Origin of the sequence: Paenirhodobacter hankyongi (genome assembly GCF_003664585.1) — a bacterium.
Classification (GTDB): Bacteria; Pseudomonadota; Alphaproteobacteria; order Rhodobacterales; family Rhodobacteraceae; genus Rhodobacter; species Rhodobacter hankyongi.
On record NZ_RCHI01000005.1, the window covers coordinates 50,767 to 76,237 of the forward strand.

The window sequence follows — 25,471 nt, forward strand, 5'->3', positions numbered from 1 at the left end:
CCGAGCCTCAGACCTTCTCGAGCGGGATCACGTCGACCGCCTGCCGGGTCTCGTGGCCGCCCGCGGTGCGCATCACGCCGCGCACCGGTGCCACGTCGGAATAGTCGCGGCCGACGGCGATGGTGACGTAATCCTCACCGGCGAACTGGTCATTCGTCGGGTCGAACTCGATCCAGCCGGCCTCGAAGCCGACCCAGGCCCGGACCCAGGCGTGCATCGCGTCCGCACCCTCGAGCCGCGGCTTGCCGGGAGGCGGGAAGGTGCGCAGGAAGCCCGAGACATAGCCCGCCGGAATGCCGATGCCGCGCAATGCGGCGATCATGATATGGGTGAAGTCCTGACACACGCCGCGGCGCTGCGCGAAGGCCTCGCGCGCCGAGGTGTCGACGGTCGTCGCCTCGGCGTCGAAGGTCATCGCCCGGTTCAGTGCGCGCCCGATCGCCACCACCGCCTGTTGCGCCGTCATCCCCGCCGCAAGCTGCTTGCGGGCGAAGGCCGTGGTCTCGGTCATCGGCGCGACGCGGGGGCTGGCGCCCAAGAAATGGTGCGGCACCTCGGGGGCCAGGCTCTGCTGGGCCGCGATCTCGTCGGGCAACCGGTCAAGGAGCGCGGAGAGATCACTTGCAGGCGGCGCGGCGCGGCGCTCGACCTTGGCGGCCAGCTGGAACGAGACCGCATCGATCGGGGCATGCCAGGTGACCGAGGTGGTCGAATTGCCGAAGAAGTCGATCGCCTCGCGCCGCTCGTCGGGCATCGGCTCGACAGTCAGCAGCCGCGACAGCACGCGCTGTCGGCCCGGGATATCAGAGGGCAGCAGCCGCACGAGATTGCGGATGTGATCCGAGGGAGCGGCATAGTCGTAGTCGATCGCGAGCCTGATTTCGTACAGCATGTCAGCCCTTTACCGCAGATACGCCGCGCCGATGAGATCCGAGATCCCGGCCAGTTCGCCGCGCAGGGTGCACAGGCGGTCGGTGTCGATTTCGGCCGGTGTGGCGATCAGCAGCGCGCTTTCGACCGGCACGATGGCGCGCAGCAGCGCCGTCAGCCGGCCGTTCTCGCGCGCGTTCGGCAGCGCCTCGGCCAGATAGCGCAGCCGCTGCACCTGGAACAGGATCGCGCGCGGGTTGTCGGCATCGAGGGCGAGCAGATCGACGACGGTATCGCGCGAGGTCTCGACCCGGTAGCGGCGCTGGTGGGTGATGACGCTGTCGGCGACCTCGACCGCCATGTCGAGCGAGCCCTCGGGCGCCTCGGCATCGGCAAAGGTGGCCAGGAGCGCGGCAAGCGAATCCGCCCGTTCGAGCGCCCGGCCGAAGCTGAGGAAGCGCCAGCCCGAGAAGCGATACATGTTCTCGTGCACGAGACCGGAAAAGCCGGTGATCTTGCGCAAAAGCACCGACATCGCGCGCGCGGCATCGTCGCCGGGCTGCGCCGTGGTGGTCATCCGTCGCGCCGTCTTCAGCATGTCGTTCAGCGCCGCCCAGCCATCGGTCGAGAACCGGTCGCGCACCTTGCCCGCACAGCTGCGCGCCGCCTCGAGCCGATCGATCAGCGCCGCGGGCACCGGTTCCTCAAGGTCATAGCCATAGCCGGTGAGGAACTCGTCCAGCCGCAGCAGGCGCGCGTCATTCGGGTTGTCGGTGGCGGCCAGGCGCAGATGATAGGCGCGGATCAGGCGGATCGCGTCTTCGCTGCGCTCGACATAGCGGCCAAGCCAATAGAGGTTGTCGGCGGCGCGAGAAGGAAGGATTGCGGTAGTGGCGCGGTGGAAATCAGGCGTCGGGCGCGGCGCGAGGGTTTCTTGCGGCACCGGCCGGTCGGAGACCACCCAGACGTCGGCGACCGAACCGCCACGCTGCATCGCCAGCGCCGTCGCATCGCCGGTCTTGCCGATCCGGGCATAGCCGCCCTGCATGAAGCGCCAGCCGCGGGGCGTGCGCGCGGCAAAGATGCGGATCGTCATCGGCCGCGGCTCGACCCGGCCGCCGTCCTCGGCATCGACCCAGACGGGTGTCGTCGACAGAGTCACCGCCTCCTGGCCAACCAGCCCCTGGCCCTCGCGTTCGAGCCAGTCGGTGATCGAGCGGGTGCCGCCGTCGCGGAAGGCGCCACCAAGCGCCGACTCGGCGCCGATGTCGAAGGGCAGGTCACAGGCATAGGCCGGGCCGATCATCATCCGCGCGGCATTGTCGCGGACATAGGCGCGCTCGGTGTCGCCGCCGCACCACCAGGTGGCGATGTTGGGCAGCTTCAGCGGCGCGCCCGCCAGCACCTCGGCGATCCGCGGCAGGAAGGCCATCATCGCCCGCATCTCGAGCACGCCCGAGCCGAGCGCGTTGACGAGGGCAAGGTTGCCAAGCCGCACCGCCTCCATCAGCCCCGGCGTGCCGATCCGGCTCGACGGATCGAGTTCCAGAGGATCGGCAAAGGCGCCATCGATGCGCCGCCACAGCACGCCGAGCGGCTGCGGCCCCTCGATTGTGCGCACCATCGCCTGACCGTTCTCGACCAGCAGATCCTCGCCTTCGAGCAGCATCAGGCCGAGGTAGCGCGCGATGTAGGTGTGTTCGTAATAGCTGTCGTTATGCGGGCCGGGGGTCAGGATGCCTGCGGCGCGCTCGCGCCCGCCCGCGCCCTGCGCGAGCCGTTGCAGCGCCTCGCGATAGGCGCCGAAGAAGCCCGCAAGGCGGTGGATATGGGCCCGCGGGAAGCGTTCGGGGAAGATCCGCCCGGTCGCCATCCGGTTTTCCAGCGCGAAGCCCGCGCCCGAAGGCGCCTGTGTGCGGTCGCCGAGCACGAGCCACGAGCCGTCGGGCGAGCGGCCGACCTCGAAGGCGAGGAAATGCAGGTAATGGCCGCCGCGCGGCGGCACGCCGACCATCGGCCGCAGCCATTGCCGCGAGCCCGCGATCAGCTCGGCCGGCAGATGGCCGTCGCGCACGAGCCGTCCCTGGCCGTAGAGATCGGCCATGACCTCCTCGAGCAGGTCGGCACGTTGCGCCAGCCCGTCGCAGATGCCTTGCCATTCGTCCTCGTGCAGGATCACCGGGATATGGCTGAGCGGCCATTCCCGTTCCTGCAACGGGTCGTTCGAATATTGCCGGAAGAACACGCCGGCATCGCGCAGATAGAGATTGCCGCGCTCGAAGCGCGCGGCAATCTCGTCACGGTTGAGCCGCGAGAAGCGGTCGACGAAGCGGCGCCAGACCGGCCGCATCCGGCCCTCGGCGTCGAACAGCTCGTCCGCGACGCCCGGGGTGAGCCGGTAGTCGGAGAAGAGGTCCGGTGCGGGGGGCGTCGTGGCGGGCTCGGTCATGATTCATTTCTGGCTCGTCGGTCAGAACAGTCCGATGGGCCGGCGCAGGTCCAGCGTCAAGGGGAATTCCGGATGCGGGGTCTCGCTCGCGGGCTCATAGACGCCGCCGGTGTGGCCGAAGGGCTCGAACCGGGCAAGACGCCGCGCCTCGGCCTCGTAGGCATTGACCGGGAAGGTGTCATAGTTGCGCCCGCCGGGATGGGCGACGTGATAGGTGCAGCCGGCCAGCGCGTGACCCGTCCAGGTGTCGTAGATGTCGAAGACGAGCGGCGTGTTCACCGGCAGCGTCGGGTGCAGCGCCTCGGGCGGTTGCCAGGCCTTGAAGCGCACGCCGCCGACCGAGACCCCGGAGGTCTGGGTCCTGGCCATCGGCACGGGGCGTCGGTTGCACATCACCTTGTAACGGTCCTGATGGAGGGTGGTCAGCTTCACCTGAAGTCTTTCGACAGAACTGTCGGTGTAGCGGACGGTTCCCCCGATCGCGCCGGTTTCGCCCAGCACATGCCAGGGTTCGAGCGCCTGACGCACCTCGAGATGCACGCCCTCGGCCTGGATCTGGCCGCAGAACGGGAAGCGGAACTCGGCCTGCGCCTCGAACCAGACCGGGTCCATCTCGAAACCGTGGTTCTTCAGGTCGGTGAGCAGGCTGAGCAGGTCTTCCCACAGGTAATGGGGCAGCATGAAGCGGTCATGCAGCACCGTGCCCCAGCGGACCGGCCGGCCCTCGACCGGGGCGATCCAGCACCGCGCGATCAGCGCCCGCAGCAGCAGTTGCTGGGCCAGCGACATGCGCGGATGGGGCGGCATCTCGAAGCCGCGGAACTCGACCAGGCCCAGACGGCCGGTCGGCCCGTCGGGCGAATAGAGCTTGTCGATGCAGATCTCGGCGCGGTGCGTGTTGCCGGTGACATCGGTCAGCATGTTGCGCAACAGCCGGTCGACCAGCCAGGGCGGCGGCGTCATCCCCTTCCAGGGCGGCGTGATCTGCGACAGCGCGATCTCGAGCTCGTAGAGCGTGTCGTGGCGCGCCTCGTCGATGCGCGGGGCCTGCGAGGTCGGGCCGATGAACAGGCCCGAGAACAGGTAGCTCAGGCAGGGATGGCGCTGCCAGATCAGGATTAGCGATTTCAGCAGATCGGGGCGGCGCAGGAACGGGCTGTCGTTCGGGGTGGCGCCACCGACGACCACGTGGTTGCCGCCGCCGGTGCCGGTGTGGCGGCCGTCGATCATGAACTTGTCGGCACCAAGGCGCGACAGCCGGGCTTCTTCATAGATCGCCTCGGTGGTGGCGACGCAATCCTCCCAGCTGTGGGCGGGGTGGATGTTGACCTCGATCACGCCCGGATCGGGGGCGACGCGGATCACGTTCAGCCGCGGGTCATGCGGCGGCGCATAGCCTTCGATGTGGATGGGCAGGTTCAGCTCGGCCGCCGTCGCCTCGGCGGTGGCGATCAGTTCGAGATAATCCTCGAGCGTGTCGCAGGGCGGCATGAAGAGGCACAGCCGGCCATCGCGCGGCTCGATCGCGATCGCGGTGCGGACCCAGCCCATCGAGGGGTCGACCCCCTCGCCGAGATGGGTGTCCTGCGGCACCCATTTCTGCCGCTCGGCCTCTTTCGCGCCGGCGCGGAAGCCCTGCGCATGGCCCGGCGTCACCCCGGGCATCAGCGCGGCACGCTCGGCGTCTTCCTGCGCGAGGCGGTCGATCTCCTCCTGGATCTTGCGGCGGCGCTCCTCGACCACGGCCTGATAATCGGGCAGCGGCGCGCGCGGCACGGTCGGGTCGGCCGGATAGCTGTAGGGATATTGCGCGGGCGGGATATAGGGCAGCGAGCCGAGCGGCAGGCGGAAGCCCACCGGGCTGTCGCCGGGGATCAGGAAGATATGGCCGCGGCGCGGCTTCCACAGCTCGGAGCGCCAGTGCGACGGTGTATCGGCCGATTGCCACCAGCGCTGGATCGGCAGGACATAGCCCGAGGGCTCGGTCAGGCCGCGGTTGAAGACGCGGGCATAGCGGGCGCGGTCCTCGGGGTTCTTCAGCCGGGAATTTTCGGGCGAGACATTCGGCGGCAGGTTCGCTTCCTTGAGGATCCACTCGGCCGGATCCTCGTAGGCGGGCTGGGCATAGTTGCCGTCAAGGCCGAGCTTGGTCGCGAAGGTCGACATGAATTTGCCGGCCTCGGCCGCGCTCATCTGCTGCGGCGCATCCTCGCGCGCGATCAGCTCGGGGTTCTTCCACACCGGCAGCCCGTCGTTGCGCCAGTAGAGCGAGAAGGTCCAGCGCGGCAGGCTTTCGCCCGGATACCACTTGCCCTGACCGTAATGCAGGAAGCCACCGGGCGCGAAGCGCTGCTTCAGCCGGCGGATCAGGGTATCGGCCAGACCGCGCTTCTGCGGGCCGACGGCGGCGGTGTTCCACTCGTCCGATTCGAAATCGTCGACCGAGACGAAGGTCGGCTCGCCGCCCATGGTCAGCCGCACGTCGCCCTCGCGCAGGGTCTCGTCGACCTTGCGGCCAAGCGCGTTGAGCCGCTCCCAGGCCTCGTCCGAGAACGGCTTGGTGATCCGCGGGTGTTCGGCCACGCGCTTGATCTTCATGTCGAAATCGAAGCTGACCTCGGGCGTGCCGATGGCCGAGAAGCCGCCGACGATCGGCGCGGCGTTGCGGAAATGCGGGGTCGCTGCCAGCGGGATGTGACTTTCGCCGGTGAGCAGCCCCGAGGTCGGGTCGAGCCCGATCCAGCCGGCGCCAGGCAGGAACACCTCGCACCAGGCGTGCAGGTCGGTGAAGTCGTGGTCGGTGCCCGCGGGCCCGTCGAGCGAGACCACGTCGGGCTTGAGCTGAATGAGATAGCCCGAGACGAAACGTGCGGCAAAGCCGAGATGGCGCAGCGCCTGCACCAGGAGCCACGAGCTGTCCCGGCACGAGCCCGAGCGCAGCGCAAGCGTCTCGTCAGGGGTCTGCACGCCCGGCTCCATCCGGATCGTGTAGTTGATCCCGTTCGCGATCCGGGCATTCAGCGCGACCAGGAAGTCGACGGTGCGGGTCTTGCTGTAATCGATCGTGCCGAGGAGCTGGGCCAGCAGCGGGCCTTCGGGTTCGGGCGTGCGATAGATCGACAGGTCGTCACGCAGCTCTTCGGGATACTCGAAGGGCCAGTATTCGGCGCTTTCCTCGACGAAGAAGTCGAAGGGGTTGTAGACCGTCATGTCGGCGACGAGATCGACCTCGATCTTCAGCTCGGTCACCGGCTCGGGGAAGACGAAGCGCGCCAGCCAGTTGCCGTAGGGGTCCTGCTGGTGGTTCACGAAATGGCCGCCGGGCGAGACCTTCAGCGAATGCGAGATCACCCGGGTGCGCGAATGCGGGGCGGGGCGCAGGCGGATGATCTGCGGGCCCAGAGTGACGGGCCGGTCATACTTGTAATGCGTCAGGTGATAGATGGATGCGTAAATCGCCATGGTCGCGCCTTCTTCGTTCGGTGCGGCCAGATTAGGCGATGGCGGCAGGGCCACCACCCTTAACGCATGGCCGGCAGCGATGAAAGCGCGGGCGCCGGTGCTTTCGCCTAAAAAAAGGGCGGCAGGTCGCGGGCAGGGGGAGCCGTTCTCCGCCCCGCCAGGGTTTTCCCTTTTGCACTCAAGGCGCTATATCAGGGGACGGGACAGACCGCGCAAAAGGGGCAGGAATGCAGGAAAAGCAGAAGGCTGTGATCCTTGCGGTGGTGATCGGCGCGGTGGGGGCCGGGGTTTTCACCGGGCTCGGTGTGCCGGCGGGGGCGCTGATCGGGGCGAGCCTTGCCGTCGCGCTGGCGGCTGCGGCCAGCCTGCCGGTCGACGTGCCGGCGCGGCTGCGCGATGTCGCCTTCTGCGTGATCGGGATCTCGCTCGGTTCGGGGATCGACCCCGACATCGGGCACCGGGTGATCGCCTGGGGGATGAGCCTCGGTTTTCTCGTGCTGTCGCTGATCGTCACGCTGGCCTGCGGTGCGCTCGTGCTGACGCGGGGCTTTGGTTATTCGCGCGAGACGGCGGTGCTGGCCACGGCGCCGGGGACGATGTCGAACGTGATTGCGCTGGCGCTCGAGGGGCGGGGCGATGTCAACGCCATCATGGTGCTGCAGATCGTGCGGATGCTGGTGCTGGTGGCGCTGGTGCCGCCGCTCGCCACGCTGCTCGACACCGCGCCGGTGGTGCCGGCCGCGCGCGCGGCGATGCCGCTGCTGCCTTTCGCGGGGCTGCTGGCGGCGGCCTATGGGCTTGGCTTCCTCGGTCAGCGCATCGGGGTGCCCGCCGCCTGCCTGCTGGCCGGGCTGGTGCTCAGCGGCGGGGGCCATGCGGCGGGACTGGTGCAGGGGGCGGCACCGGCCTGGGCGCTGTTCGCGGGCTTCACCCTGACCGGTGCGACGCTTGGCACCCGGCTGACCTCGGTCGGGCTGCTCGCCATCCTGCACATGGCGAAGGCGGGGGCGGCGCTGGTCACCACCACGCTCGCCGTTTCCTTCGTCTTTGCGGCGTTGACCTCGGCCGTCACCGGGCTGCCGCTGGCCGAGGTCTGGATCGCCTTCGCCCCGGGCGGGGTCGAGGCGATGGCGGCGATCGGCCTGTCGCTGGGCTTCGACCCGGCCTATGTGGCGCTGCATCACTTCGCCCGGATCCTGACGCTGATCGTTCTCGTGCCGCTCGCCACCCGGGCGCGCTGAGCCCTTGGCCGGGGCGGACGCTGCGATTCGGCCGTTTCCACAAACGAAAAAGCGCCGCGGGAGGCGGCGCTTGTTTCCGGGCAGCGATGTGGGGCGTTTCAGCCGTTCCAGGTGCGGACCTGGCCGCAATCCATATGCACGAAGTTCGAGCGCATGTATTTGCCGACGCCGCCGGCGTGGCAGGCCGTCGCGGCCGAATAGATCTGCGGCACCGAGCGCGACTTCAGCCGCAGGTCGGCGGCCATGCCCTTCATGTGCAGCGAATTCTGTGCAACCCCGCGCGAGCGGGCGCGCAGCATGGCATTCGTCGCGGGCGAGCGATAACCGGACAGCATCATGTAGGGTTCGCTGGTGTCCATCAGCCGGTGCGACGCCGCGGCGATGTCGACGGTGCGCGGGTCGATGGTGATCTTCTGATCGGTCCGCCAGTCGCGCATGAAGTGGTTGATTTCCTTGAGGGCTTCGGGGATGTACTCGCCCTCGATCCAGTACACGGTGTCGATGCTCTCGCCGGTGCGGCCGGAATACATCTTGATGCGTCGGATATCACCGGCGCCGCGCAGAAAGCCGAAGGCGTTCGATGCGGTCGGCGCGGCCGTGACAGCGGTCGCGGCGAAGGCTGCAAGAAGCCCGCGGCGGGAAAGTGTCGTCATGCTCATATCCAGTTCGCCTGTTCTGTCGTTCGAGGGTGCCGTCATTCGACGTGCGGTTGGGACCTGCCTCCCCCTTACCATGGCTCAGTTATGGCACAGGCGCTGTCTTGTTCCAATCGCGGAATCGGGATCGACAGAACACAAGGGGGAAAATCGGCAGGTTTCTGCCCAATTTTCTTGCCTGTTGCGCCGCCGTCGCACCGCTGTGCCTTCGGCGCCGCAACCCGTGCCGCTTTGTTGCGCAGATCTGGACAGTTCCGGGCTTTTGCAGGACGCTGGGAACATTGATGTTTCAGGGGGAACGGGCAGATGTGGGGTGCGATGCGCGGTTTCGGCGGCGCGGCGCTGCTGGCGGCGTTGATGGCGGGCACGGCGATCGGCGGAACGGTGATGCCGACCGATGCCAGCGCGCAGATGATCGACGGGTTTTCGCAGGCGGTGGCCGAGGGCGTGGCCGGCAACGAGGGACTTGCCGCCTTCTATGCCGCGCGCAGCTATGCGCCGATCTGGACGACCGGCGCCGATGCCGACCGCCGCGCCGCCTTCTTTGCCGCCCTCGACGGGGCCGGGGCGCATGGCCTGCCGGTCGACCACTATGATGCCGCGGGGCTGCGCGCGCGCTTTGCCTCGATCCGCTCCGAGCGCGAGCGCGGCCTGCTCGAGGCCGACATGTCCCGCACCTGGGCGGATTATGCGCATGACGTCTCGAACGGCGTGCTCGAGCCGAAGAAGATCGACCCCGGTCTGGTACGCGAGATCCCCCGCCGCGACACCGCCGAGCTGATCGCGGGCTTTGCCGCGGCCGAGGTGCCGGCGCGCTTCCTGCGCGATCTCGCCCCGGGCGCGCCGCAATACGCCCAGCTGATGCGCGCGCGGCTCGACCTTGCGGCGCAGATGGCGGCGGGCGGCTGGGGCGCGACGGTGCCGGCGAAGGTGCTTCGCCCGGGCGAGAGCGGGGCGGCGGTGATCGCCCTGCGCGACCGGCTTCAGGCGATGGGGTATCTCGGCCGCTCGGCCAGCCCGCGCTATGATGCGTCGCTGCAGAAGGCAGTGCAGCAGTATCAGCTCGACCTTGGTCTCAAGTCCGACGGCGTCGCCGGCGAGGCGACGCTTGCCGAGATCAACCGCAGCCCCGAGGAGCGGATGCGGTCGATCCTCGTCGCGATGGAGCGGCTGCGCTGGATGAACGGGATCGACCTCGGCGCGCGCCACATCTGGGTGAACATCACCGATTTCTCGGCCCGGATCGTCGATCACGGCAAGACCACCTTCGAGACGGTGACCGTCGTCGGCCAGAACCAGACCGACCGCCGCACGCCCGAATTCTCGGACGAGATGGAGATGATGGTGATCAACCCGAGCTGGTCGGTGCCGCGCTCGATCACCGTCAAGGAATACCTGCCGATGATGCAGCGCAACCCGAATGCGGCGGCGCATATCAACCTGGTCGACAGCCGGGGCCGCACCGTGCCGCGCTCGGCGGTGAATTTCGCCGCCTACACCGACAAGACCTTCCCCTTCGCGATGAAGCAGCCGCCGTCGGATGGCAATGCGCTCGGGCTGGTGAAGTTCCTGTTCCCGAACAAGTACAACATCTACCTGCACGACACGCCGTCGAAATCGCTGTTCAGCAAGGACGTGCGCGCCTTCAGCCATGGCTGCGTGCGGGTCGGCAAGCCCTTCGAGCTGGCCTATGCGCTGCTCGCGCCGCAGGCGGCCGACCCCGAGGCCTATTTCCAGCGGATCCTCGCCTCCGGGCAGGAGACGACGGTGCGGCTGGAGACGCCGGTGCCGGTGCATCTGGTCTATTTCACCGCCTGGCCGACGGCGAGCGGACGGATGGAATATCGCGCCGATGTCTATGGGCGCGATGCCGCGCTCTTTGCCGCGCTTGAAAAGGCAGGGGTGGAATTGCCCGTGCTCTCGAACTAGATCGGAGGCGGGCGTTCCTTCGGGCGCCGGATTTCGGGGAGGCAGGCATGGCACAGACCGTTGAAACCATTGCGCGGGCGCTGAACGCGCGGGCGGAGGGCGATCTGAGCCTGCCGATCGACGGCGCGTCCGAGCCTGCGGCCGCCGGCCCGCGCCAGCTTGCCCTGGCGATGAGCCCGAAATACGCCGACGGCATCCGGGCCGGCGAGGCGCGTGCGGCGCTTCTGTTCGAGGGGGCGGACTGGCGCTCCTACGGGCTCGAGGCGGCGATCTTCGTCGAGCGGCCGCGGCTTGCGATGGCGGGGCTGTCGAAGGCTTTCGATCCGGGCCCGGAGATCGCGCCGGGCATCCACCCGATGGCGGTGATCGACCCCACGGCCGAGATCGGCGAGAATGCCGCGATCGGCCCCTTCGTGGTGATCGGGCGCGGCGTGAGCATCGGCCCGAACGCCCGCATCGGGGCGCATGCGGTGATCGCCGAAGGCACCCGGATCGGGGCGGATGCGCTGATCCTCTATGGCGCCAGGATCGGTGCGCGGGTGGTGATCGGCGATCGCTTCATCTGCCAGCCTGGTGCGGTGATCGGCGCCGACGGGTTCTCCTTCGTCACCGCCGAGAAGTCGGGCGTCGAGGAGATCCGCGAGACGCTGGGCGAGCGTGCCCATTTCAACGATCAGCACTGGCACCGCATCCATTCGCTCGGCACCGTCGAGATCGCCGATGACGTGGAACTTGGCGCCAATGCCTGCATCGATCGCGGCACGGTGCGCGCGACCTCGATCGGGCGTGGCACCAAGATCGACAACCTCGTGCACATCGGCCACAACGTGCAGGTCGGCGAGGATTGCCTGCTGTGCGGTCAGGCGGGCGTCGCGGGCTCGACCCGGATCGGCAACCGCGTGGTGCTGGCGGGGCAGGTGGGCGTGTCGGACAACATCTTCGTCGGCGACGACGTGATCGCGGGCGGCGCCACCAAGATCATGTCGAACGCCCCGGCGGGGCGTGTGTTGCTTGGATATCCAGCGATCAACATGAAGACCCATGTCGAGGCCTGGAAAAATATCCGCCGTCTGACAAGATTGTTTGCGCAGGTGGCCGAGCTTCGCGAAACTGTTGCAAAGCTGTCCGAAAAGAAGGGCGGAAATTAACGGCAGATGAGGCCAGACGTGCAAGACCAGATCATTTCCATCATCGCCCGCGAGGCGGTGCTCGAGCCTGCGGAGGTGCGCCCCGAGATGACGCTCGAGGAGCTTGGGCTCGACAGCCTCGGCCTCGTCGAGATGATCTTCGCCATCGAGGAGACCTTCGGCGTCTCCGTGCCCTTCAACGCCAACGAGCCGACGCAGACCGACTTCGACGTCTCCTCGGTCGGCGCGATCGTGCGCGCGGTCGAGCGGCTGATCGCGGGGCCGGCGGCGGCGGTTGCCTGAGCCGATGCGGCGCGTCGTCATCACCGGGGCCGGGACGGTCAACGCCCTGGCCCGGGACCTGCCCGGAACCCTTGCGGCCATGGCCGAGGGGCGCAGCGGGATCGGACCGCTCGACCTGCCCGATGTCGAGAGGCTGTCCATCCGGATCGGGGCGCAGGTGACGGGCTGGGAGCCCGAGGCGCTCTTCGACCGAACGAAGCTTTCCCTCTATGACCGCTTCACGCAATTCGCCCTCGTCGCGGCGGGCGAGGCGATGGCGCAGGCGGGGCTGGCCGCGGTGCCGGGCGATCCGGTCCGCTGGGGCTGCGTGATGGGCACGGCGGGTGGCGGCAACGGCACGGTGAACGACGCCTTCCGCGCCGTCTTTGCCGAGGGCAAGAACCGCGTCCATCCCTTCACCGTGCCGCGGCTGATGAACAATGCTGCCGCCTCGCATCTCACCATGGCCTGGGGGCTGATGGGGCCGGCGTTCTCCGTCGCCACCGCCTGTGCCAGCTCGAACCACGCGATCGGTCTGGCCTTCCAGATGATCCGCGCCGGCATGGCCGACGGGATGTTGGCGGGCGGCTCTGAATCGATGCTGAACTTCGGTGGGCTGAAGGCCTGGGAGGGGCTGCGGGTGATGTCGCCCGAGGGCTGCCACCCGTTCAGCCTGGGCCGCACCGGCATGGTGCAGGGCGAGGGCGCAGCGGTCTTCGTGCTCGAGGAGTACGAGGCCGCGCGGGCCCGGGGCGCCGAGATCCTCGCCGAGATCCGCGGTTTCGCGATGACCTCGGATGCGGGCGACATCGTCATGCCCTCGGTCGAGGGCGCGACGCGGGCGATGCGCGGCGCGCTCGCCGATGCCGGGATCGCGCCCGCAGAGGTCGGCTATATCAACGCCCATGGCACCGGCACGGCGGCGAACGACCGCACCGAGGCCGCGGCGATCCGCACGGTTTTCGGGGATGCGCCGCCGCCCGTTTCCTCGACCAAGGCGGCGCACGGGCATTGCATCGGCGCGACCGGGGCGGTCGAGCTGCTCGCCTGTCTTCTGGCGCTGCGCGACGGGGTGCTGGCACCGACGCTGGGCTTTCAGGCGCCTGACCCGGATTGCCCGCTCGACGTGGTGCCGAATGTGGCGCGGACGGCCGAGGTCTCGGTCGCGATGTCGAATGCCTTCGCCTTCGGCGGGCTCAACGCGGTTCTCGTGCTGAGCCGGGCGTGAAATGCAGGACGCCTCCCCGAGGGGAGGCGTCGCAAACCCTTGCAGGTTTTCAGTGGCTGGTCACTGTTTCGGGGCCGGCGCGGGCGAGGTCGAGGTCTGCGCGCTGACCTTGGTCACCGCGTCATAGGCGGCGGTGAAGCCCTTGAGCGAGATCGCCACGGTCACCGGGTGATCGGGCGCGGCGACCGGAACCACCGTCATCGAGACCTTGTTGCCCTTCTTGAAGGCGGCAAGCTCTTCGGCGGTCAGGCCGACGCGGGCGAAGCAGCCCACCGGAGCGCAGAAGGTGAAGGGGTAGGACCGAGCCTCATTGGTGTCGATCTTCAGCGTCACGCCCTGCGTCAGCAGCGTTTCGAGCGGGGTCATGATCGTCGCGCCGGCCACCGCCTTGGCGCTGCCGGTCAGTGCCACCATCGAGATGTCGGCGACGTTGTTGCCCTTCTCGTCCTTCAGCAGCTGGTACATCTGGCACGGGTCATTGCCGTCTTCGGTGTGCACGCATTGCAGCGCCCAGTCGTCGAAGGTCTTGGCGATGTAGGTCGTGCCGGGGCCGTCGGGCTGCTTGTCGGCGGCGGGCGCCGGGGTCTGCGCCGGGGTGGCGGGGGCGGCCGCGGCCGGAGCCTCGGCAGCAGGAGGAGTCGTAGCGGCGCCGTCGGTCGCGGGGGTGTCCTGCGCGAAGGCGGCCGGGGCGGCAAGGCCCAAGGTCAGCGCGATCGCGAGGCGTTTCGTCAGCTCAGTCATTCTAGCCTTCCATGCTGAACAGGTGTCCCCGTCGACCTAGCACGGCCGCAAGCGCCTGTCAGCGGGCAAAACCGCGCGGGGCGCGCGGGCAGAGGGGCGCGGCCCATTACAGTTGCGTGAGCGGGAAGTGAGGCGGGGCAGAAGAAAAGGGCTCCGCATGCGGAGCCCTTTCCATCTTTCCCCCTGTCGGACCGGGCCGACTTTGTCATTGGGGTGAACGCTAAATCGGAACGAAATTTTCGTCAACTGTCAAATGACGCTTCTGTAAATGCCTGTTTTCATGAAAAAATGCCGCACCTTTGCGGGGTGCGGCCAGTCCGACAGGGAGGAAAGCCCCCGGTGCAGGCCCTGCGCGCCGGGGGACAGGTTCAGGCTGGCAGCGAGAGGTTAAATTTGTATTCTGCCCGGTAACGGTGATGCGCGCCCGGACCGGGGCGCAGGGGTGTGAGGGGCGGATGACGGGTGTTCTGACCGAGGCGGGGATCTTCGTGGGCGGCGGCGGCGAGGGGCATGCGCTGCCGCAACAGCTGCTGCTGAAATACGGCAACCGGCACGGTCTGGTGGCGGGCGCCAGCGGCACCGGCAAGACCGTGACCCTGCAGGTGCTGGCCGAGGCGTTCTCGGCCGCCGGTGTGCCGGTCTTCATGGCCGACGTGAAGGGCGACCTTGCCGGCATCGCGATGGCGGGCACGGCCACGGGCAAGCTGCACGAGGCCTTTGCCGCCCGCGCCGCGACGATCGGCTATGACCTTGCCTTTCGCGATTTCCCGGTCACCTTCTGGGATCTCTTTGGCGAGCAGGGCCACCCGGTGCGCACCACGGTCTCGGACATGGGGCCCTTGCTGCTGTCGCGGCTGCTCGGCCTGACCGAGGCGCAGGAGGGGGTGCTGAACATCGCCTTCCACGTCGCCGACAGCGAGGGGCTGGCGCTGCTCGACATGGCGGACCTGCGGGCGATGCTGGTCAATATCGGCGAGCGCGCCGACGAGCTGTCGCTGCGCTATGGCAATATCGCGCCGCAATCGGTGGGGGCGATCCAGCGCGCGCTTCTGGTCCTCGAGAACCAGGGCGCGGTGAAGTTCTTCGGCGAGCCGGCGCTCGATCTCGCCGACATGATGATCCCGGCGCCCGACGGGCGCGGCCGGGTCAACGTGCTGGCCGCCGACAGGCTGATGGGCAGCCCGCGGCTTTACGCGACCTTCCTGCTCTGGCTGCTGTCGGAGCTTTTCGAGCAGCTGCCCGAGGTGGGCGACCCGGACAAGCCGAAATTCGTCTTCTTCTTCGACGAGGCGCATCTTCTGTTCGAGGACGCGCCGAAGGCGCTGGTCGACAAGGTCGAGCAGGTGGCGCGGCTGATCCGCTCGAAGGGGGTGGGGGTCTATTTCGTCACGCAGAACCCGGCGGACGTGCCCGAGGACATCCTCGGCCAGCTCGGCAACCGGGTGCAGCACGCGCTGCGCGCCTTCACCGCGCGCGACCAGAAGGATCTGCAGCGCGCGGCCGAAAACTACCGCGCCAATCCGCGTTTCGACACCGAGGACGCGATCCGCGAGGTCGGCACTGGCGAGGCGGTGACCTCCTTCCTCGAGGCGAAGGGCGTGCCGGGCATGGTCGAGCGTACCCTCGTGCGCCCGCCGCAATCGCGGCTTGGCCCGCTGACGCCCGAGGAGCGTCGCGCGATTCTGGCCGCCTCGCCCTTCGGGCTGAAATACGACAAGGTCATCGACCGCGAGTCGGCCTACGAGATCCTTGCCGCGCGCGCGGCCGCCGCCGCAAAGGATGCGGCCGAGGCCGAGGAGACGGCCGCGCAGGACAAGGCCGCGACGGCCGACGCGGCGCGCGAGTTCAGGAATGCGCGCCGCTATGACGGGGGCAAGACGGCCAAGGCCACGCCCCCGACCCGGCGCAGCAGCTCCTCGCGCAACGACAGCCTGCTCGAGACCTTCGGCAAGAGCCTGGTGCGCCAGCTTGGCACCAAGGCCGGCCAGCAGATCGTGCGCGGCGTGCTGGGCACGCTGTTCCGCGCCCGCTGATCAGGTGCCGGCGCGCGGCAGAAGCCGCGCCTCGGCCATCATCGCGATCAACAGCTCGATGTGGCGCGTCAGACTGTATTGCGCGCCCCCCTCGCGCCGCTGCGCCTCGAGCGTGGCCTCCTCGACGATCAGCGCGCGCAGCGCTGCCTCGGGCGTGGGCACCTGCGCCAGCCGCATCAGCCGCCGCAGGTCGCGCGCGCGGTTGTAGTCGCCCTGGCCACAGCGCGCGGCGCGGATCAGCAGACGTGGCCGGCGCAGGGTGGCAAGGATCTCGTGAAGGTCGGTCATGGCGGGCCCCCGTGCAAAGACCGGCCCAGCTTCACTCAACCTTTACGGGTGTTGCGCAAAGCCGCACTCAACCGTGCGGCGCATTTGAAGATCTTTAGACTTTCTAAAGAAATCTGGGGGTCGCCCGAGCTGTTAACGGACGGGTAATCAAAACAACCCACGGTTGTTAACGACGAAATGGCGGCACGGCGACGGTGCCGGCGCCGATCCGGGGGAAGACATGACGACGATCAGCCCGTTTCTGACGCCGCTTCCTGCATGGCTGCCGGACCATGCGCGGCTCTATCTGCGCCATGTCGAGGAGGGGATCCCGATCCGGCAGCTGGCGCGGGCCGAGGGCTGCGCGGCCTCGACCGTTCTGCGCCGCGTGCGCCGGGTCGAGGCGCGGCGGGACGACCCGCTGGTCGACGAGGCGCTGGCGCGTCTCGGTCATGGCTCCGCCTTCGTCGAGACGGCCGTTCATCGAGAGGACGAGACCGAGATGACCGCACCGATCCGCACCCCGGGCCTGCCCGCGGACGAGGAGCTTGTGGCGCGCGAGGGGCGCCGGATCCTGCGCCGCCTGGCCGAACCCGCGGCCCTTCTCGTCATTGCCGACGACATGGACAAGGCCGTGGTGCTGCGCGGCACGGTGCGCACCGCGGTGACCGAGCGTGCGCTGGCCCGCGCCTTCGCGCTGAAGGACTGGATCCAGGTGCGCCATGCCGCGCGGGTGACGAGCTATGAGATCACCGTCGCCGGGCGCGCCGCGCTGAAGCGGATGATCGAGGAGGAGAACCTGGCCCGCGGTCTGCCGGCGGGCGAGGATCCGGGCTCGACCTTTGCCGGGCAGCACCGCGACTGGGGCGAGCGCGCGGTGGCCGAGGACGGCGCCCGGCCGCGGCGGCTGCGTGCGAACCTTGCCGAAAGCCCGCTTGCGGTGCTGGCGCGGCGGCGCGATGCGCAGGGGCAGCCCTTCCTTGGCGCGGATCTTGTCGCCGCGGGCGAGCGGCTGCGCGAGGATTTCGAGCTTGCCCAGATCGGCCCGCGCGTTGCGCAGAACTGGGAACGCTTCCTGACCGGGGGCGAGCGCACGGGCTATCGTCCCGATCTCGGCCCGGGGGCGGGCGGGTCGGAGCGCGCCCGCGATCGCGTCGCCGCGGCGCTGCGTGACCTCGGGCCGGGGCTCGGCGACATGGTGTTGCGCTGTTGCTGCTTTCTCGAGGGGCTCGAGACCGCCGAGCGGCGGATGGGCTGGTCGGCGCGCTCGGGCAAGATCGTGCTGCGGATCGCGCTGATGCGGCTGAAGCGCCATTACGACGAGACCTATGGCGGGGCCTCGCCGCTGATCGGCTGAGGGGCAGGGGGGCGCTAGCGCCCCCCCATCTCGATCACCAGATGCGGCACGCCGTCCGAGGTGTGGCTGTGCGACCGCCCCTCGGCGTTGATCGTCGCGCGGATCTGCGTGCGCAGGTTCGAGAAACTCTCGAAGCGCACGACATCGACCGGCGTGTCGAAGCGGATCTCGATGTGGCGGTGACTGTCGGGCCCCGAAAGGCCGATGATCCGCCCGGTGAAGGGCTGGCCCAGATAGCGGCCGGACACCGCATCGCCAAGCGCAAGCTCGGGCGGGGCATTGCGCAGGGCAAGGCGCGCGTGCAGCGTGTTCCAGTCCTTCGCGCCCTGCTGGCGCGCGACCAGCTCAAGCGCCTGCGCATGGCTGATTGCCGTGCCCTGCGCCAGAAGCGCCGCGCGCAGGGCCTTGGCCTGCGCCTTGGCCTCGTCGAGGGTCATCATGGCCGTGCCTCCGCGCGGAAGGTCGGCGGGACCGGATGTCGTGGTTGAACGGCGTGTCGGACGGACATCGCTCACTCCTCTGGATCGGCATTTCAGAAGGGATGGGAGCCTGCGTTGCCCACACCGCGAAATGCATCGGGGGGTGAGATGTCGTCTTCTTCCGGGCTTCACCGTGACGTGAGTCTGCAGGCGGCAGGTGCCCGGCACCTTGTCGCAGCACATAGGCGATCGGGCCCTTCGGGTCAACCGTGAGCCGCAGCCTCAGCCCAGCAGCACGACAAGCCAGGCAGCCCCGACCGAGATCGCCGTCACCATCACCATCGCCGAACCGACGTCCTTCGCCTTGCGCGCCATGTCGCTGCGCTCGGGGCTGATCCGGTTCACGATGGTCTCGATCGCGGTATTGGCCAGTTCCGCCGCCAGCACCAGGAAGCCGAGCGCGATGATCAGGGCGCGTTCGCCGGCGCCCATGTGCACGACCAGCGCCAGCGTGATCGAGATCGCCTGCGCCACGGTCCACTGGCGCAGCGACTTTTCGGTGGCCCAGGCGGCGATCCAGCCGTGCCACGACCAGGTGGCCGTGTTGTGAAGCCGCCAGAGCTCGGATGAAAGGAAGCGCAGCATTTGTCCCCTCCTGCCCCTTCCTGCGAAGGGTAAGCGCGCGGGGCGGAGCGGGCCAGATCTTTCTGTGCCGCGGTCGACGAAGTCGCAGGCCACAGAGGCGACAGCGCGGCGAGGGCAGGTGGTCAAAACCGACTCGGCCCTGGCCCCGCCGATGCGGACGAGTCGGGTGGCAGGGCGGCGGAAGTCGGCCACCGGTGTCCGTGGGGGGGCATTGAAAAGGCCATGGGAAACAATGCCGTACCCTTGTTTTCCTGGGGCTTCGCCGCGCGCTGCCGAGGCGTTTCGATGGTGCCGAAAATTCTTGCATAAAACTGTCATTCTGGGGTTGCGTTCCCCCCCGGAAAGAACGATTAAGGCGCCGGACCGGTAGCTCAGTGGTAGAGCAGCTGACTCTTAATCAGCGGGTCGAGGGTTCGAAACCCTCCCGGTTCACCAAACTCCCCTTTCGTGAAGATCGCCGCCGAAAAGGCGGGCCGCCGGGTCCGGTTTCGCGGGCATTTCGGGACGTGTCCCACCCGGAACCGCCGCATGGCGCCCTCCGCGGCGGTTCGTCGATCCGTTTCGGCGGGCCCCGTCATAAAGTCGGAATCTTGGGGTTGCGTTCTGCGCCGGAAAGAACGATTAAGGCGTCGGACCGGTAGCTCAGTGGTAGAGCAGCTGACTCTTAATCAGCGGGTCGAGGGTTCGAAACCCTCCCGGTTCACCAAACTTCCCCTTCGTGAAGACCACCGCCGAAAAGGCGGGCCGCCTGCCCCGGTTTCCCGGGGCATTGTCGTGGCTCGGGGCTTTCGTCGCGGCTCTCCGGGGCCCTCTGGCCGGTCCGCTCAGAACCACTGCACCTCGCCATCCTCGCGCGGCGAGTCGATCCGTGCCGGGACGGCACGGGAGCCGGGCAGGGCAAGGGCATGTGCAAGCCCCTGCAGCCGCAGCTGCGAGGCCAGGATCCGCGCGTCGATCTGCAGATCCTGCGGGATCTCGCGCGACAGCGTGCCCAGCAGCCGCCCGAGATCCTCGAGCGCCTGGGTGATCAGGTCGATCCGTTGCAGACCGCGGATCGCGTCCGGGTCCGTGTGCTCGCAGAAATGGCACAGCGACAGGGCAATCTGCACCTCGCCCGAAAGCTGCGCGAGCCCGTCGATCTCCTCGGCGATGCGGGCGGCCAGCGCATCGAGGGCAAGCGCGCTGCCGGTCGTCGAAACGGGGGCCGCCGGAGGGTGCATCGTCACAGCCTCCCCACCACGGCCTCGATGCAGGCGCGCAGGTCCTGAGGCGTGAAGGGTTTCTTCAGGAAGTTGTTCATCCCGAACCGACGTCCGAGATCGATCAGGCCGGCGTCAGCGCGGCCGGTGATCAGGATGAAGCCGACGCCTTTGGTGCGGGCATTGGCCCGCAGCGCCTGCAGCAGCTGCAGCCCGTCCATCCCCGGCATGTTGTAATCCGAGATCACCAGATGCGCCGGCGCGGTCTCGATCGTCTGCAGCGCGCCTGGCCCGTCGGTGGCGTACCCCACCTGGCGGATTCCCATGCCGTCGAGCGCCTGCATGATCAGCCCGCGGCTCGTCGACATGTCGTCGACCACGAGGACACGCAGCTGGTCTCTCAGTGCCATTCCGTTTCTCCGTTCGCCCCGGCGTCCTGGGGCAGCCTGTAAGTGGTGATTCCCGCGGTTTCGAGCCGGCTTTCGGCACGCGCGATCCGCTCCGAATGGCCGACGAAGATCCAGCCGCCAGGTTCGAGCACCTCCTCGAACCGCGCCCACAGGCGCGCCTGCGCCGGCGGGTCGAAATAGATGACGACATTGCGGCAGAAGATGATGCTGAACTGCCCGCGCATCGGCCAGGGGCCGTGCAGGTTCAGCTCGCGGAAGGTGACGAGGCGGCGCAGGCTGTCGACCACCTGAACGCCCGCGGGCACCGGCTGGAAGAAGCGGGCGCGCAGCGCCGGCGGCACGGTGTCGAGCAGCTGCGGGTCATAGATCGCCGCCTGGCCGCAGGCGATCACCTGCGGGTCGATGTCGGTCGCGAGGATGCGGATGTCGAGCGCCTCGTGATCGGGGGCAAGCTCGGCCAGCACCATGGCGATCGAAAACGCCTCCTGCCCGTTCGACGAGCCGGCCGACCAGATCCGCACCCGCCCGCCGGCCCGTGCCCGCGCGATCAGCGGCGGCAGGGCGCGGCTGCGCAGCATCTCGAAATGGTGTTTCTCGCGGAAGAAATGGGTGACGTTGGTGGTCAGGGCCGAGATCATCGCCTTCAGCTCGTCCTCGCCGCTCGCCGAGGTGACGAGGGCCAGATAGCTGCGATAGTCGCCGATCCCCAGCCGGCGCAGGCGCTTGCCAAGCCGCGACTGCACCATTGCGCCCTTGCCCGGGGCAAGGACGATGCCGGCCCGGCTGTGCAGGATCTGGGCGATGGCCTGCAGGTCGGTCTCGGTCGGGACGTCCGGCGCGAGAAGGCGCGGGATCTCCATCTCAGGCGGCCTCGGCCGACTGGTCGGGCAGCACCGCGCGCAGGTCGAGCACCCGGATCATCCGGCCGTCGACGATGGTCAGCGCCTCGATGAAGCTCTGCTCCTCGTCGGCGAGCAGCTCGGGCGGCGGCTGCAGGGCGCTGCGCGGCAGCGACAGGATGTCGGAGACGGCGTTGACCAGCAACCCGGTGGTCTGGCTGCCGACCTGGACGACGATGATGACATTGCGCGAATCGCCCGGCACCGGCGCCATGCCAAGCCGCACCGAGAGATCGACCACCGGCAGCACCGTGCCGCGCAGGTTGATCACGCCGCGCACATGCGGCGGGGCGTGCGGCAGCGGCGTCGCGCGGGTCCAGCCGCGGATTTCGCGCACCGACATGATGTCGACGCTGTATTCCTCGTCGGCGAGGCGGAAGGACAGAAGCTCGACTTCGGCGGAGGGGCTTTCGGGGGTGCTCATGGCAATCATCCTGCAAGGGCGAGGGGGCGGATCCGGGTGCGGCCGGTGGCGGTCTGGACAAGGTCGGCGGTGTCGAGGATCAGGGCGATACGGCCGTTGCCGAGGATCGTCGCCGCGGCGACGCCCGGGATCCGGCCATAGGCCTGCTGCAACCCCTTGATCACCACCTGCCGCTGCTCGTGGATCGCGTCGACGATCAGCGCGGCGCGCGAGCCGTCCTCCTGCGCGGTGAGCAGCACGATGCCGCCCTCGTAGGAGGGTTTGGGCGCGCGATAGCCAAGCTCGGCGCCAAGGTCGTAAAGCGGCACGAAGGCGCCGCGCAGGTGGATCACGTTGGTCTGCGGCCCAAGCGCGCGGATGTCGCCCTCGGCCAAGGTCGCGGTCTCGAGGATCGAGGCGAGCGGCACCACCAGCGTCTCGTCGGCGACCGACACCACCATGCCATCGAGAACCGCGAGCGTCAGCGGCAGCGAGATCGAGAAGCGGGTGCCCTGGCCCGGGGCCGACTGGATCGTGACGCGGCCACCAAGCGACTGGATCGCCTGGCGCACCACATCCATGCCCACGCCGCGGCCCGACAGCGCCGAGACCTGGCTTGCCGTCGAGAACCCCGGCAGGAACAGCAGCGCGTCGATTTCCGCATCGGTCAGCGCCGCGTCGGCCGGAATCAGGCCGCGGGCGAGCGCGATCTCGCGCACCTTCGGGCGGTTGATGCCGGCGCCGTCGTCGGCGACCTCGATCACGATCCGGCCCGAGCGGTGCTGCGCGCTGAGCGAGATCACCCCCTCGGCCGCCTTGCCGGCGGCAAGGCGCAGCTCGGGGGTCTCGAGCCCATGGTCGACGGCGTTGCGGATCATGTGGGTCAGCGGCTCGGCCAGGCGTTCGATCACCGTCTTGTCGACTTCGGTCGCCTCGCCTTCGGTGTGCAGGCGCACCTCCTTGCCGACGGCGGTCGAGGCCTCGCGCACGATCCGGGCCATGCGCTGGAACAGCGGCTTCACCGGCTGGGCGCGGATCATCATCACGCTGTCCTGCAGGTCGCGGGTCAGCATCATGAAGGCCTCGAGCCCGGTCATCACCGCCGAATTCGGCGGCAGCCCGGCCTCGGCCACGCTTTGCGCCAGCATCGCCTGGTTGATGACCAGCTCGCCCACCAGGTTCACCAGCCGGTCGATGCGGTCGAGATCGACCCGCACCGTGGCGGCGGTCTCGCGCGGTGTGGCGCGGCGCTCGACCGGCCCGGGCGGCGGCGCGGGCTCGGCCGGGGCCTCGGCCACAGCTGGGGGCCGCGCGACGGAGGTCACGGCCTGCGGGGCGACGATGGCGGGGGCGGGCGGCCTCGCGCCGGCCGCCTCGGCCTCGCGCCCGATCTCGAGCGTGCAGACATCCTCGACGAAATCGAACACCTCGCGCAGCTCCTCCTCGGCGATCTCGCCGGGCAGGGTGATGCGCCAGGACAGCAGCGCCGCATCGGGGCGCAGCGCCTCGAGCGCCGGCACGTCCGAGGTGTCGCAGCGCACCTCGGCCGCGCCGAGGGCGGCAAGCGCGCGCAACAGGTGCAGCGGCTCGTTGCCCGAGGCATAGAGCGCGTCCGCGGGGCGGAAGCGGATGATCCAGCGGGCGGGGGCGGGCAGGTCGTCGGGCGCGTCGAAGTCGAGGGCAAGCGGGATCGGCTCGAACGCGAAGGGAACCGGCTGGAACCCGGGCGAGGCCTCGGGCTCCGCCGGGCCGCCGATCAGCGTTTCGAGCGCGCAGAGCACCGCCTCGGCCCCCTCGGGCGCGGGCGTGCCGTCATGGGCGGCGCGGACGTGGTCCTGCAGCAGGTCGGCGGCCTGGAAGAAGCTGCGCACGGCGTCCGGCGTGACCTCGAGCCGGCCCGCGCGCAGCGCGTCGAGCACGGTCTCGTAGCGGTGCGCGAAGGCGACGAGCGCGTCGAGCCCGAAGGCCCCGGCGCCGCCCTTGATCGAATGCACGGCGCGAAAGACGGTGTTCACCGTCTCGCTGTCGCTGCTGCCGTCCTGCAGGGCAGAGAGCGAATCCTGCAGGCTTTCCAGCAGCTCCTCACATTCGACGAAGAAGCTTGCCCGGATCTGCGCCATCGGATCGGTTGCCATCGCGCCCTCCCTCAGCCCGCGACCATGTGCAGCGCCTTGACCAGCTTCGGCGGGTCGAAGGGCTTCACGATCCAGCCGGTGGCGCCGGCCGCACGGGCGCGCGCCTTCAGCTCGGGCGCCGATTCCGTCGTCAGCACCAGGATCGGCGTGGCGCGGTGGCGGTCCTGGCGGCGCACCGCCTCGATGAAGCCGAAGCCGTCGAGGCGGGGCATGTTGATGTCCGAGATGATCGCGTCGGGCTCGATCTCCTTCAGCATCTCGAGCCCCTGCACGCCGTCCTCGGCCAGATGCAGGGTGATCCCGGCCTCGCTCAGGGCAAGGCGCAGCATGTCGCGGATGGTGCGGCTGTCGTCGACGGCAAGAACGGTCAGGCCCATGCGGCGCCCTCCGATTGCAGGGCGTCGAGCGGCAGGCCGAAGAGGGAGAGGGCCTCCTCGAAGGCGGGCGAGCGCGGGGAGATGGTCAGCGCGAGGCCGGCGGCGCGCCAGCTGCGGGCGGCGGCCAGCAGGATCTGCAGGCCGAGCCCGCCCAGATGGGTGACGCCGCCGGCATCGAGGACAAGCGGCTGTCCCTCGCAGGCGCGGATCGCGGTCAGGGCTTGCTCGGCATGGGTCAGGTCGAGGCGGGGGGCGAGGGCAAGAGTGGTCATGCGCCCCCCATGAAATAGACGGTCAGAAGGCTGCTCACCTGTTCCCCTTTCATTCCAGCATGAAAGAGGCATAGCGCCGAGCGGTTAAGATTGCCTTGACGGCGATCGGAGCGGGCTCAGCCGCGCCGCGCCTGCAGGTAGGACGCGCAGCCCGCAAGGGCGGCGTAATCGTCCGCGATGACCGTCACCGGGAAGGCGGCGAGAAAGTCGGAGAACCGGCCCTTGTCGCGCAGCGCAGCGGCAAAGCCGGCCCGGGCAAGATGGGGCGCCACGGCCCGGGCGACGCCGCCGCACAGGAAGATGCCGCCGAAGGGCAGGTGGGTCAGCGCAAGATCGCCTGTGACGCCCGCGAGCAGGCGCACGAAGATCCGCAGCGTGGCCTGCGACAAGGCGTCGCCCATCGCCACCGCGGTCAGGATCGAGGCCGCGTCGCGCGGCGCGCCATGTCCCGTCTCGGCGCGCAGGAAGGCATGGATCGCCGCGATGCCGCGCCCGGACAGCGCATCCTCGACCGAGGCAAAGCCATGATCGGCCTGCAGAAACCGCATCAGGCGGATGTCCTCGTCGCAGCGGACGGGCAAGGTGACATGGCCGCATTCCGAGGCCGCGACGAAGCGTCCGCCCGCGGTCTCGTGCACCGGGGCGGCGTTGAAGCCGGTGCCGATGCCGATCACCAGCGCGCTGGCGCCGGGCAGGGCGGGCGTGCCGGGCAGGATCGGCTGCAGCGCCTCGGGGCCGAGGGCGCCAAGCGCATGGCCCTGTGCCTGCAGGTCGTTCAGCACCGCGACCTGCGCGGCGCCGGTGGTCCTGGCGACGCCCTCGGGCGTGATCCGCCAGTCGAGATTGGTCATCACCGCCACGCCCTCGCGCACCGGGCCCGCGGCCGCGACACAGGCGCCGGTGACCGGCTCCGCGCCTTCCTCGGCCAGATAGGCGCTCAGGATCGGTTCCAGCGCCGGGTGGTGGTCGTTCGGATAGCGACGGATCGTCTCGGGCAGCAGGCGGCCCGCGCGGGCCAGCGCGACGCGGGTGTTGGTGCCGCCGATATCGGCCAGAAGGGTCAGGGTCAT

Annotated in this window: 23 protein-coding genes and 2 tRNA genes; 9 read left to right on the plus strand and 16 right to left on the minus strand. The window is 69.1% G+C overall.

Annotated features, from left to right (window positions below; all coding sequences use genetic code 11):
* Positions 1 to 7: 7 nt before the first annotated feature.
* The 3 genes from DYS74_RS06680 to DYS74_RS06690 are packed head-to-tail and all read right to left on the minus strand — an operon-like array spanning position 8 to position 6,781.
* Positions 8 to 892 (minus strand): transglutaminase family protein, encoded by an 885-nt coding sequence (locus tag DYS74_RS06680; protein WP_121532148.1) that lies wholly within the window; start codon positions 890 to 892, stop codon positions 8 to 10.
* A 9-nt stretch (positions 893 to 901) separates the two neighbouring features.
* Complete coding sequence (locus DYS74_RS06685) at positions 902 to 3,319, minus strand: circularly permuted type 2 ATP-grasp protein (protein WP_121532150.1); 2,418 nt, start codon at positions 3,317 to 3,319, stop codon at positions 902 to 904.
* 21 nt (positions 3,320 to 3,340) lie between these two features.
* Positions 3,341 to 6,781 carry a transglutaminase family protein gene (locus DYS74_RS06690; protein ID WP_121532152.1) on the minus strand — a complete coding sequence of 1,147 codons (3,441 nt, stop codon included), beginning with the start codon at positions 6,779 to 6,781 and terminating at the stop codon, positions 3,341 to 3,343.
* A 227-nt stretch (positions 6,782 to 7,008) separates the two neighbouring features.
* Between DYS74_RS06690 and DYS74_RS06695 the strand changes: the two genes are divergently transcribed.
* Positions 7,009 to 8,022, plus strand: a complete 1,014-nt coding sequence (locus DYS74_RS06695; RefSeq protein ID WP_121532154.1) for an AbrB family transcriptional regulator — start codon at positions 7,009 to 7,011, stop codon at positions 8,020 to 8,022.
* 98 nt (positions 8,023 to 8,120) lie between these two features.
* Here DYS74_RS06695 and DYS74_RS06700 read toward each other — a convergent pair whose 3' ends face one another.
* On the minus strand, positions 8,121 to 8,675 hold the full coding sequence (locus DYS74_RS06700; protein ID WP_394342941.1) for a YcbK family protein: 555 nt from the start codon (positions 8,673 to 8,675) through the stop codon (positions 8,121 to 8,123).
* A 309-nt stretch (positions 8,676 to 8,984) separates the two neighbouring features.
* Here DYS74_RS06700 and DYS74_RS06705 point away from each other — a divergent pair, with 309 nt between their 5' ends.
* From DYS74_RS06705 to DYS74_RS06720, 4 genes are read left to right on the plus strand one after another with little or no spacing between them, the layout of a single operon-like run.
* Positions 8,985 to 10,607 carry a L,D-transpeptidase family protein gene (locus DYS74_RS06705; protein ID WP_121532158.1) on the plus strand — a complete coding sequence of 541 codons (1,623 nt, stop codon included), beginning with the start codon at positions 8,985 to 8,987 and terminating at the stop codon, positions 10,605 to 10,607.
* A 47-nt stretch (positions 10,608 to 10,654) separates the two neighbouring features.
* Positions 10,655 to 11,755: a UDP-3-O-(3-hydroxymyristoyl)glucosamine N-acyltransferase gene (locus DYS74_RS06710; protein ID WP_121532160.1), complete on the plus strand. Its 1,101-nt coding sequence runs from the start codon at positions 10,655 to 10,657 to the stop codon at positions 11,753 to 11,755.
* A gap of 6 nt (positions 11,756 to 11,761) precedes the next feature.
* Positions 11,762 to 12,037, plus strand: a complete 276-nt coding sequence (locus DYS74_RS06715) for an acyl carrier protein (protein ID WP_121532162.1) — start codon at positions 11,762 to 11,764, stop codon at positions 12,035 to 12,037.
* Between the two features lie 4 nt (positions 12,038 to 12,041).
* Positions 12,042 to 13,244, plus strand: a complete 1,203-nt coding sequence (locus DYS74_RS06720; protein ID WP_121532163.1) for a beta-ketoacyl-[acyl-carrier-protein] synthase family protein — start codon at positions 12,042 to 12,044, stop codon at positions 13,242 to 13,244.
* A 60-nt stretch (positions 13,245 to 13,304) separates the two neighbouring features.
* Here DYS74_RS06720 and DYS74_RS06725 read toward each other — a convergent pair whose 3' ends face one another.
* Entirely contained in the window at positions 13,305 to 13,985 is a 681-nt protein-coding gene (locus DYS74_RS06725; protein ID WP_121532165.1) for an invasion associated locus B family protein, read from the minus strand.
* A 455-nt stretch (positions 13,986 to 14,440) separates the two neighbouring features.
* On the opposite strand from DYS74_RS06725, the gene DYS74_RS06730 reads away from it, so the two are divergent.
* Positions 14,441 to 16,018, plus strand: a complete 1,578-nt coding sequence (locus DYS74_RS06730) for a helicase HerA-like domain-containing protein (RefSeq protein WP_121532167.1) — start codon at positions 14,441 to 14,443, stop codon at positions 16,016 to 16,018.
* Here DYS74_RS06730 and DYS74_RS06735 read toward each other — a convergent pair whose 3' ends face one another.
* A complete protein-coding gene (locus DYS74_RS06735; protein ID WP_121532169.1) occupies positions 16,019 to 16,306 on the minus strand; it encodes a DUF6477 family protein in 288 nt (95 codons plus the stop codon).
* A 220-nt stretch (positions 16,307 to 16,526) separates the two neighbouring features.
* On the opposite strand from DYS74_RS06735, the gene DYS74_RS06740 reads away from it, so the two are divergent.
* Positions 16,527 to 17,642 carry a DUF6456 domain-containing protein gene (locus tag DYS74_RS06740; protein ID WP_121532171.1) on the plus strand — a complete coding sequence of 372 codons (1,116 nt, stop codon included), beginning with the start codon at positions 16,527 to 16,529 and terminating at the stop codon, positions 17,640 to 17,642.
* 14 nt (positions 17,643 to 17,656) lie between these two features.
* Here DYS74_RS06740 and DYS74_RS06745 read toward each other — a convergent pair whose 3' ends face one another.
* On the minus strand, positions 17,657 to 18,082 hold the full coding sequence (locus DYS74_RS06745; RefSeq protein WP_220668830.1) for a glyoxalase superfamily protein: 426 nt from the start codon (positions 18,080 to 18,082) through the stop codon (positions 17,657 to 17,659).
* A 261-nt stretch (positions 18,083 to 18,343) separates the two neighbouring features.
* On the minus strand, positions 18,344 to 18,706 hold the full coding sequence (locus tag DYS74_RS06750) for a diacylglycerol kinase (RefSeq protein WP_121532173.1): 363 nt from the start codon (positions 18,704 to 18,706) through the stop codon (positions 18,344 to 18,346).
* Between the two features lie 360 nt (positions 18,707 to 19,066).
* Here DYS74_RS06750 and DYS74_RS06755 point away from each other — a divergent pair.
* Positions 19,067 to 19,141, plus strand: a tRNA-Lys gene (locus tag DYS74_RS06755).
* Between the two features lie 196 nt (positions 19,142 to 19,337).
* Positions 19,338 to 19,412, plus strand: a tRNA-Lys gene (locus DYS74_RS06760).
* A gap of 118 nt (positions 19,413 to 19,530) precedes the next feature.
* On the opposite strand, the gene DYS74_RS06765 is transcribed toward DYS74_RS06760, so the two are convergent.
* The 8 genes from DYS74_RS06765 to DYS74_RS06800 all read right to left on the minus strand — a co-directional run bounded on the left by DYS74_RS06765 (position 19,531) and on the right by DYS74_RS06800 (position 25,471).
* Positions 19,531 to 19,926: a hypothetical protein gene (locus DYS74_RS06765; RefSeq protein ID WP_121532175.1), complete on the minus strand. Its 396-nt coding sequence runs from the start codon at positions 19,924 to 19,926 to the stop codon at positions 19,531 to 19,533.
* A gap of 2 nt (positions 19,927 to 19,928) precedes the next feature.
* A complete protein-coding gene (locus DYS74_RS06770) occupies positions 19,929 to 20,315 on the minus strand; it encodes a response regulator (RefSeq protein ID WP_121532177.1) in 387 nt (128 codons plus the stop codon).
* Complete coding sequence (locus tag DYS74_RS06775; RefSeq protein ID WP_121532179.1) at positions 20,306 to 21,175, minus strand: CheR family methyltransferase; 870 nt, start codon at positions 21,173 to 21,175, stop codon at positions 20,306 to 20,308. The genes DYS74_RS06770 and DYS74_RS06775 overlap by 10 nt, the downstream gene beginning before the upstream one ends.
* Before the next feature lies 1 nt (position 21,176).
* Positions 21,177 to 21,638, minus strand: coding sequence for a chemotaxis protein CheW (locus DYS74_RS06780; protein WP_121532181.1), 462 nt, complete (start codon positions 21,636 to 21,638; stop codon positions 21,177 to 21,179).
* Positions 21,639 to 21,643: 5 nt separating this feature from the next.
* On the minus strand, positions 21,644 to 23,752 hold the full coding sequence (locus DYS74_RS06785; protein ID WP_121532183.1) for a chemotaxis protein CheA: 2,109 nt from the start codon (positions 23,750 to 23,752) through the stop codon (positions 21,644 to 21,646).
* An 11-nt stretch (positions 23,753 to 23,763) separates the two neighbouring features.
* Positions 23,764 to 24,129: a response regulator gene (locus DYS74_RS06790; RefSeq protein ID WP_121532185.1), complete on the minus strand. Its 366-nt coding sequence runs from the start codon at positions 24,127 to 24,129 to the stop codon at positions 23,764 to 23,766.
* Positions 24,120 to 24,401: an STAS domain-containing protein gene (locus tag DYS74_RS06795; protein WP_183077478.1), complete on the minus strand. Its 282-nt coding sequence runs from the start codon at positions 24,399 to 24,401 to the stop codon at positions 24,120 to 24,122. The genes DYS74_RS06790 and DYS74_RS06795 overlap by 10 nt, the downstream gene beginning before the upstream one ends.
* A 116-nt stretch (positions 24,402 to 24,517) precedes the next feature.
* Positions 24,518 to 25,471, minus strand: coding sequence for a glucokinase (locus DYS74_RS06800; RefSeq protein ID WP_121532189.1), 954 nt, complete (start codon positions 25,469 to 25,471; stop codon positions 24,518 to 24,520).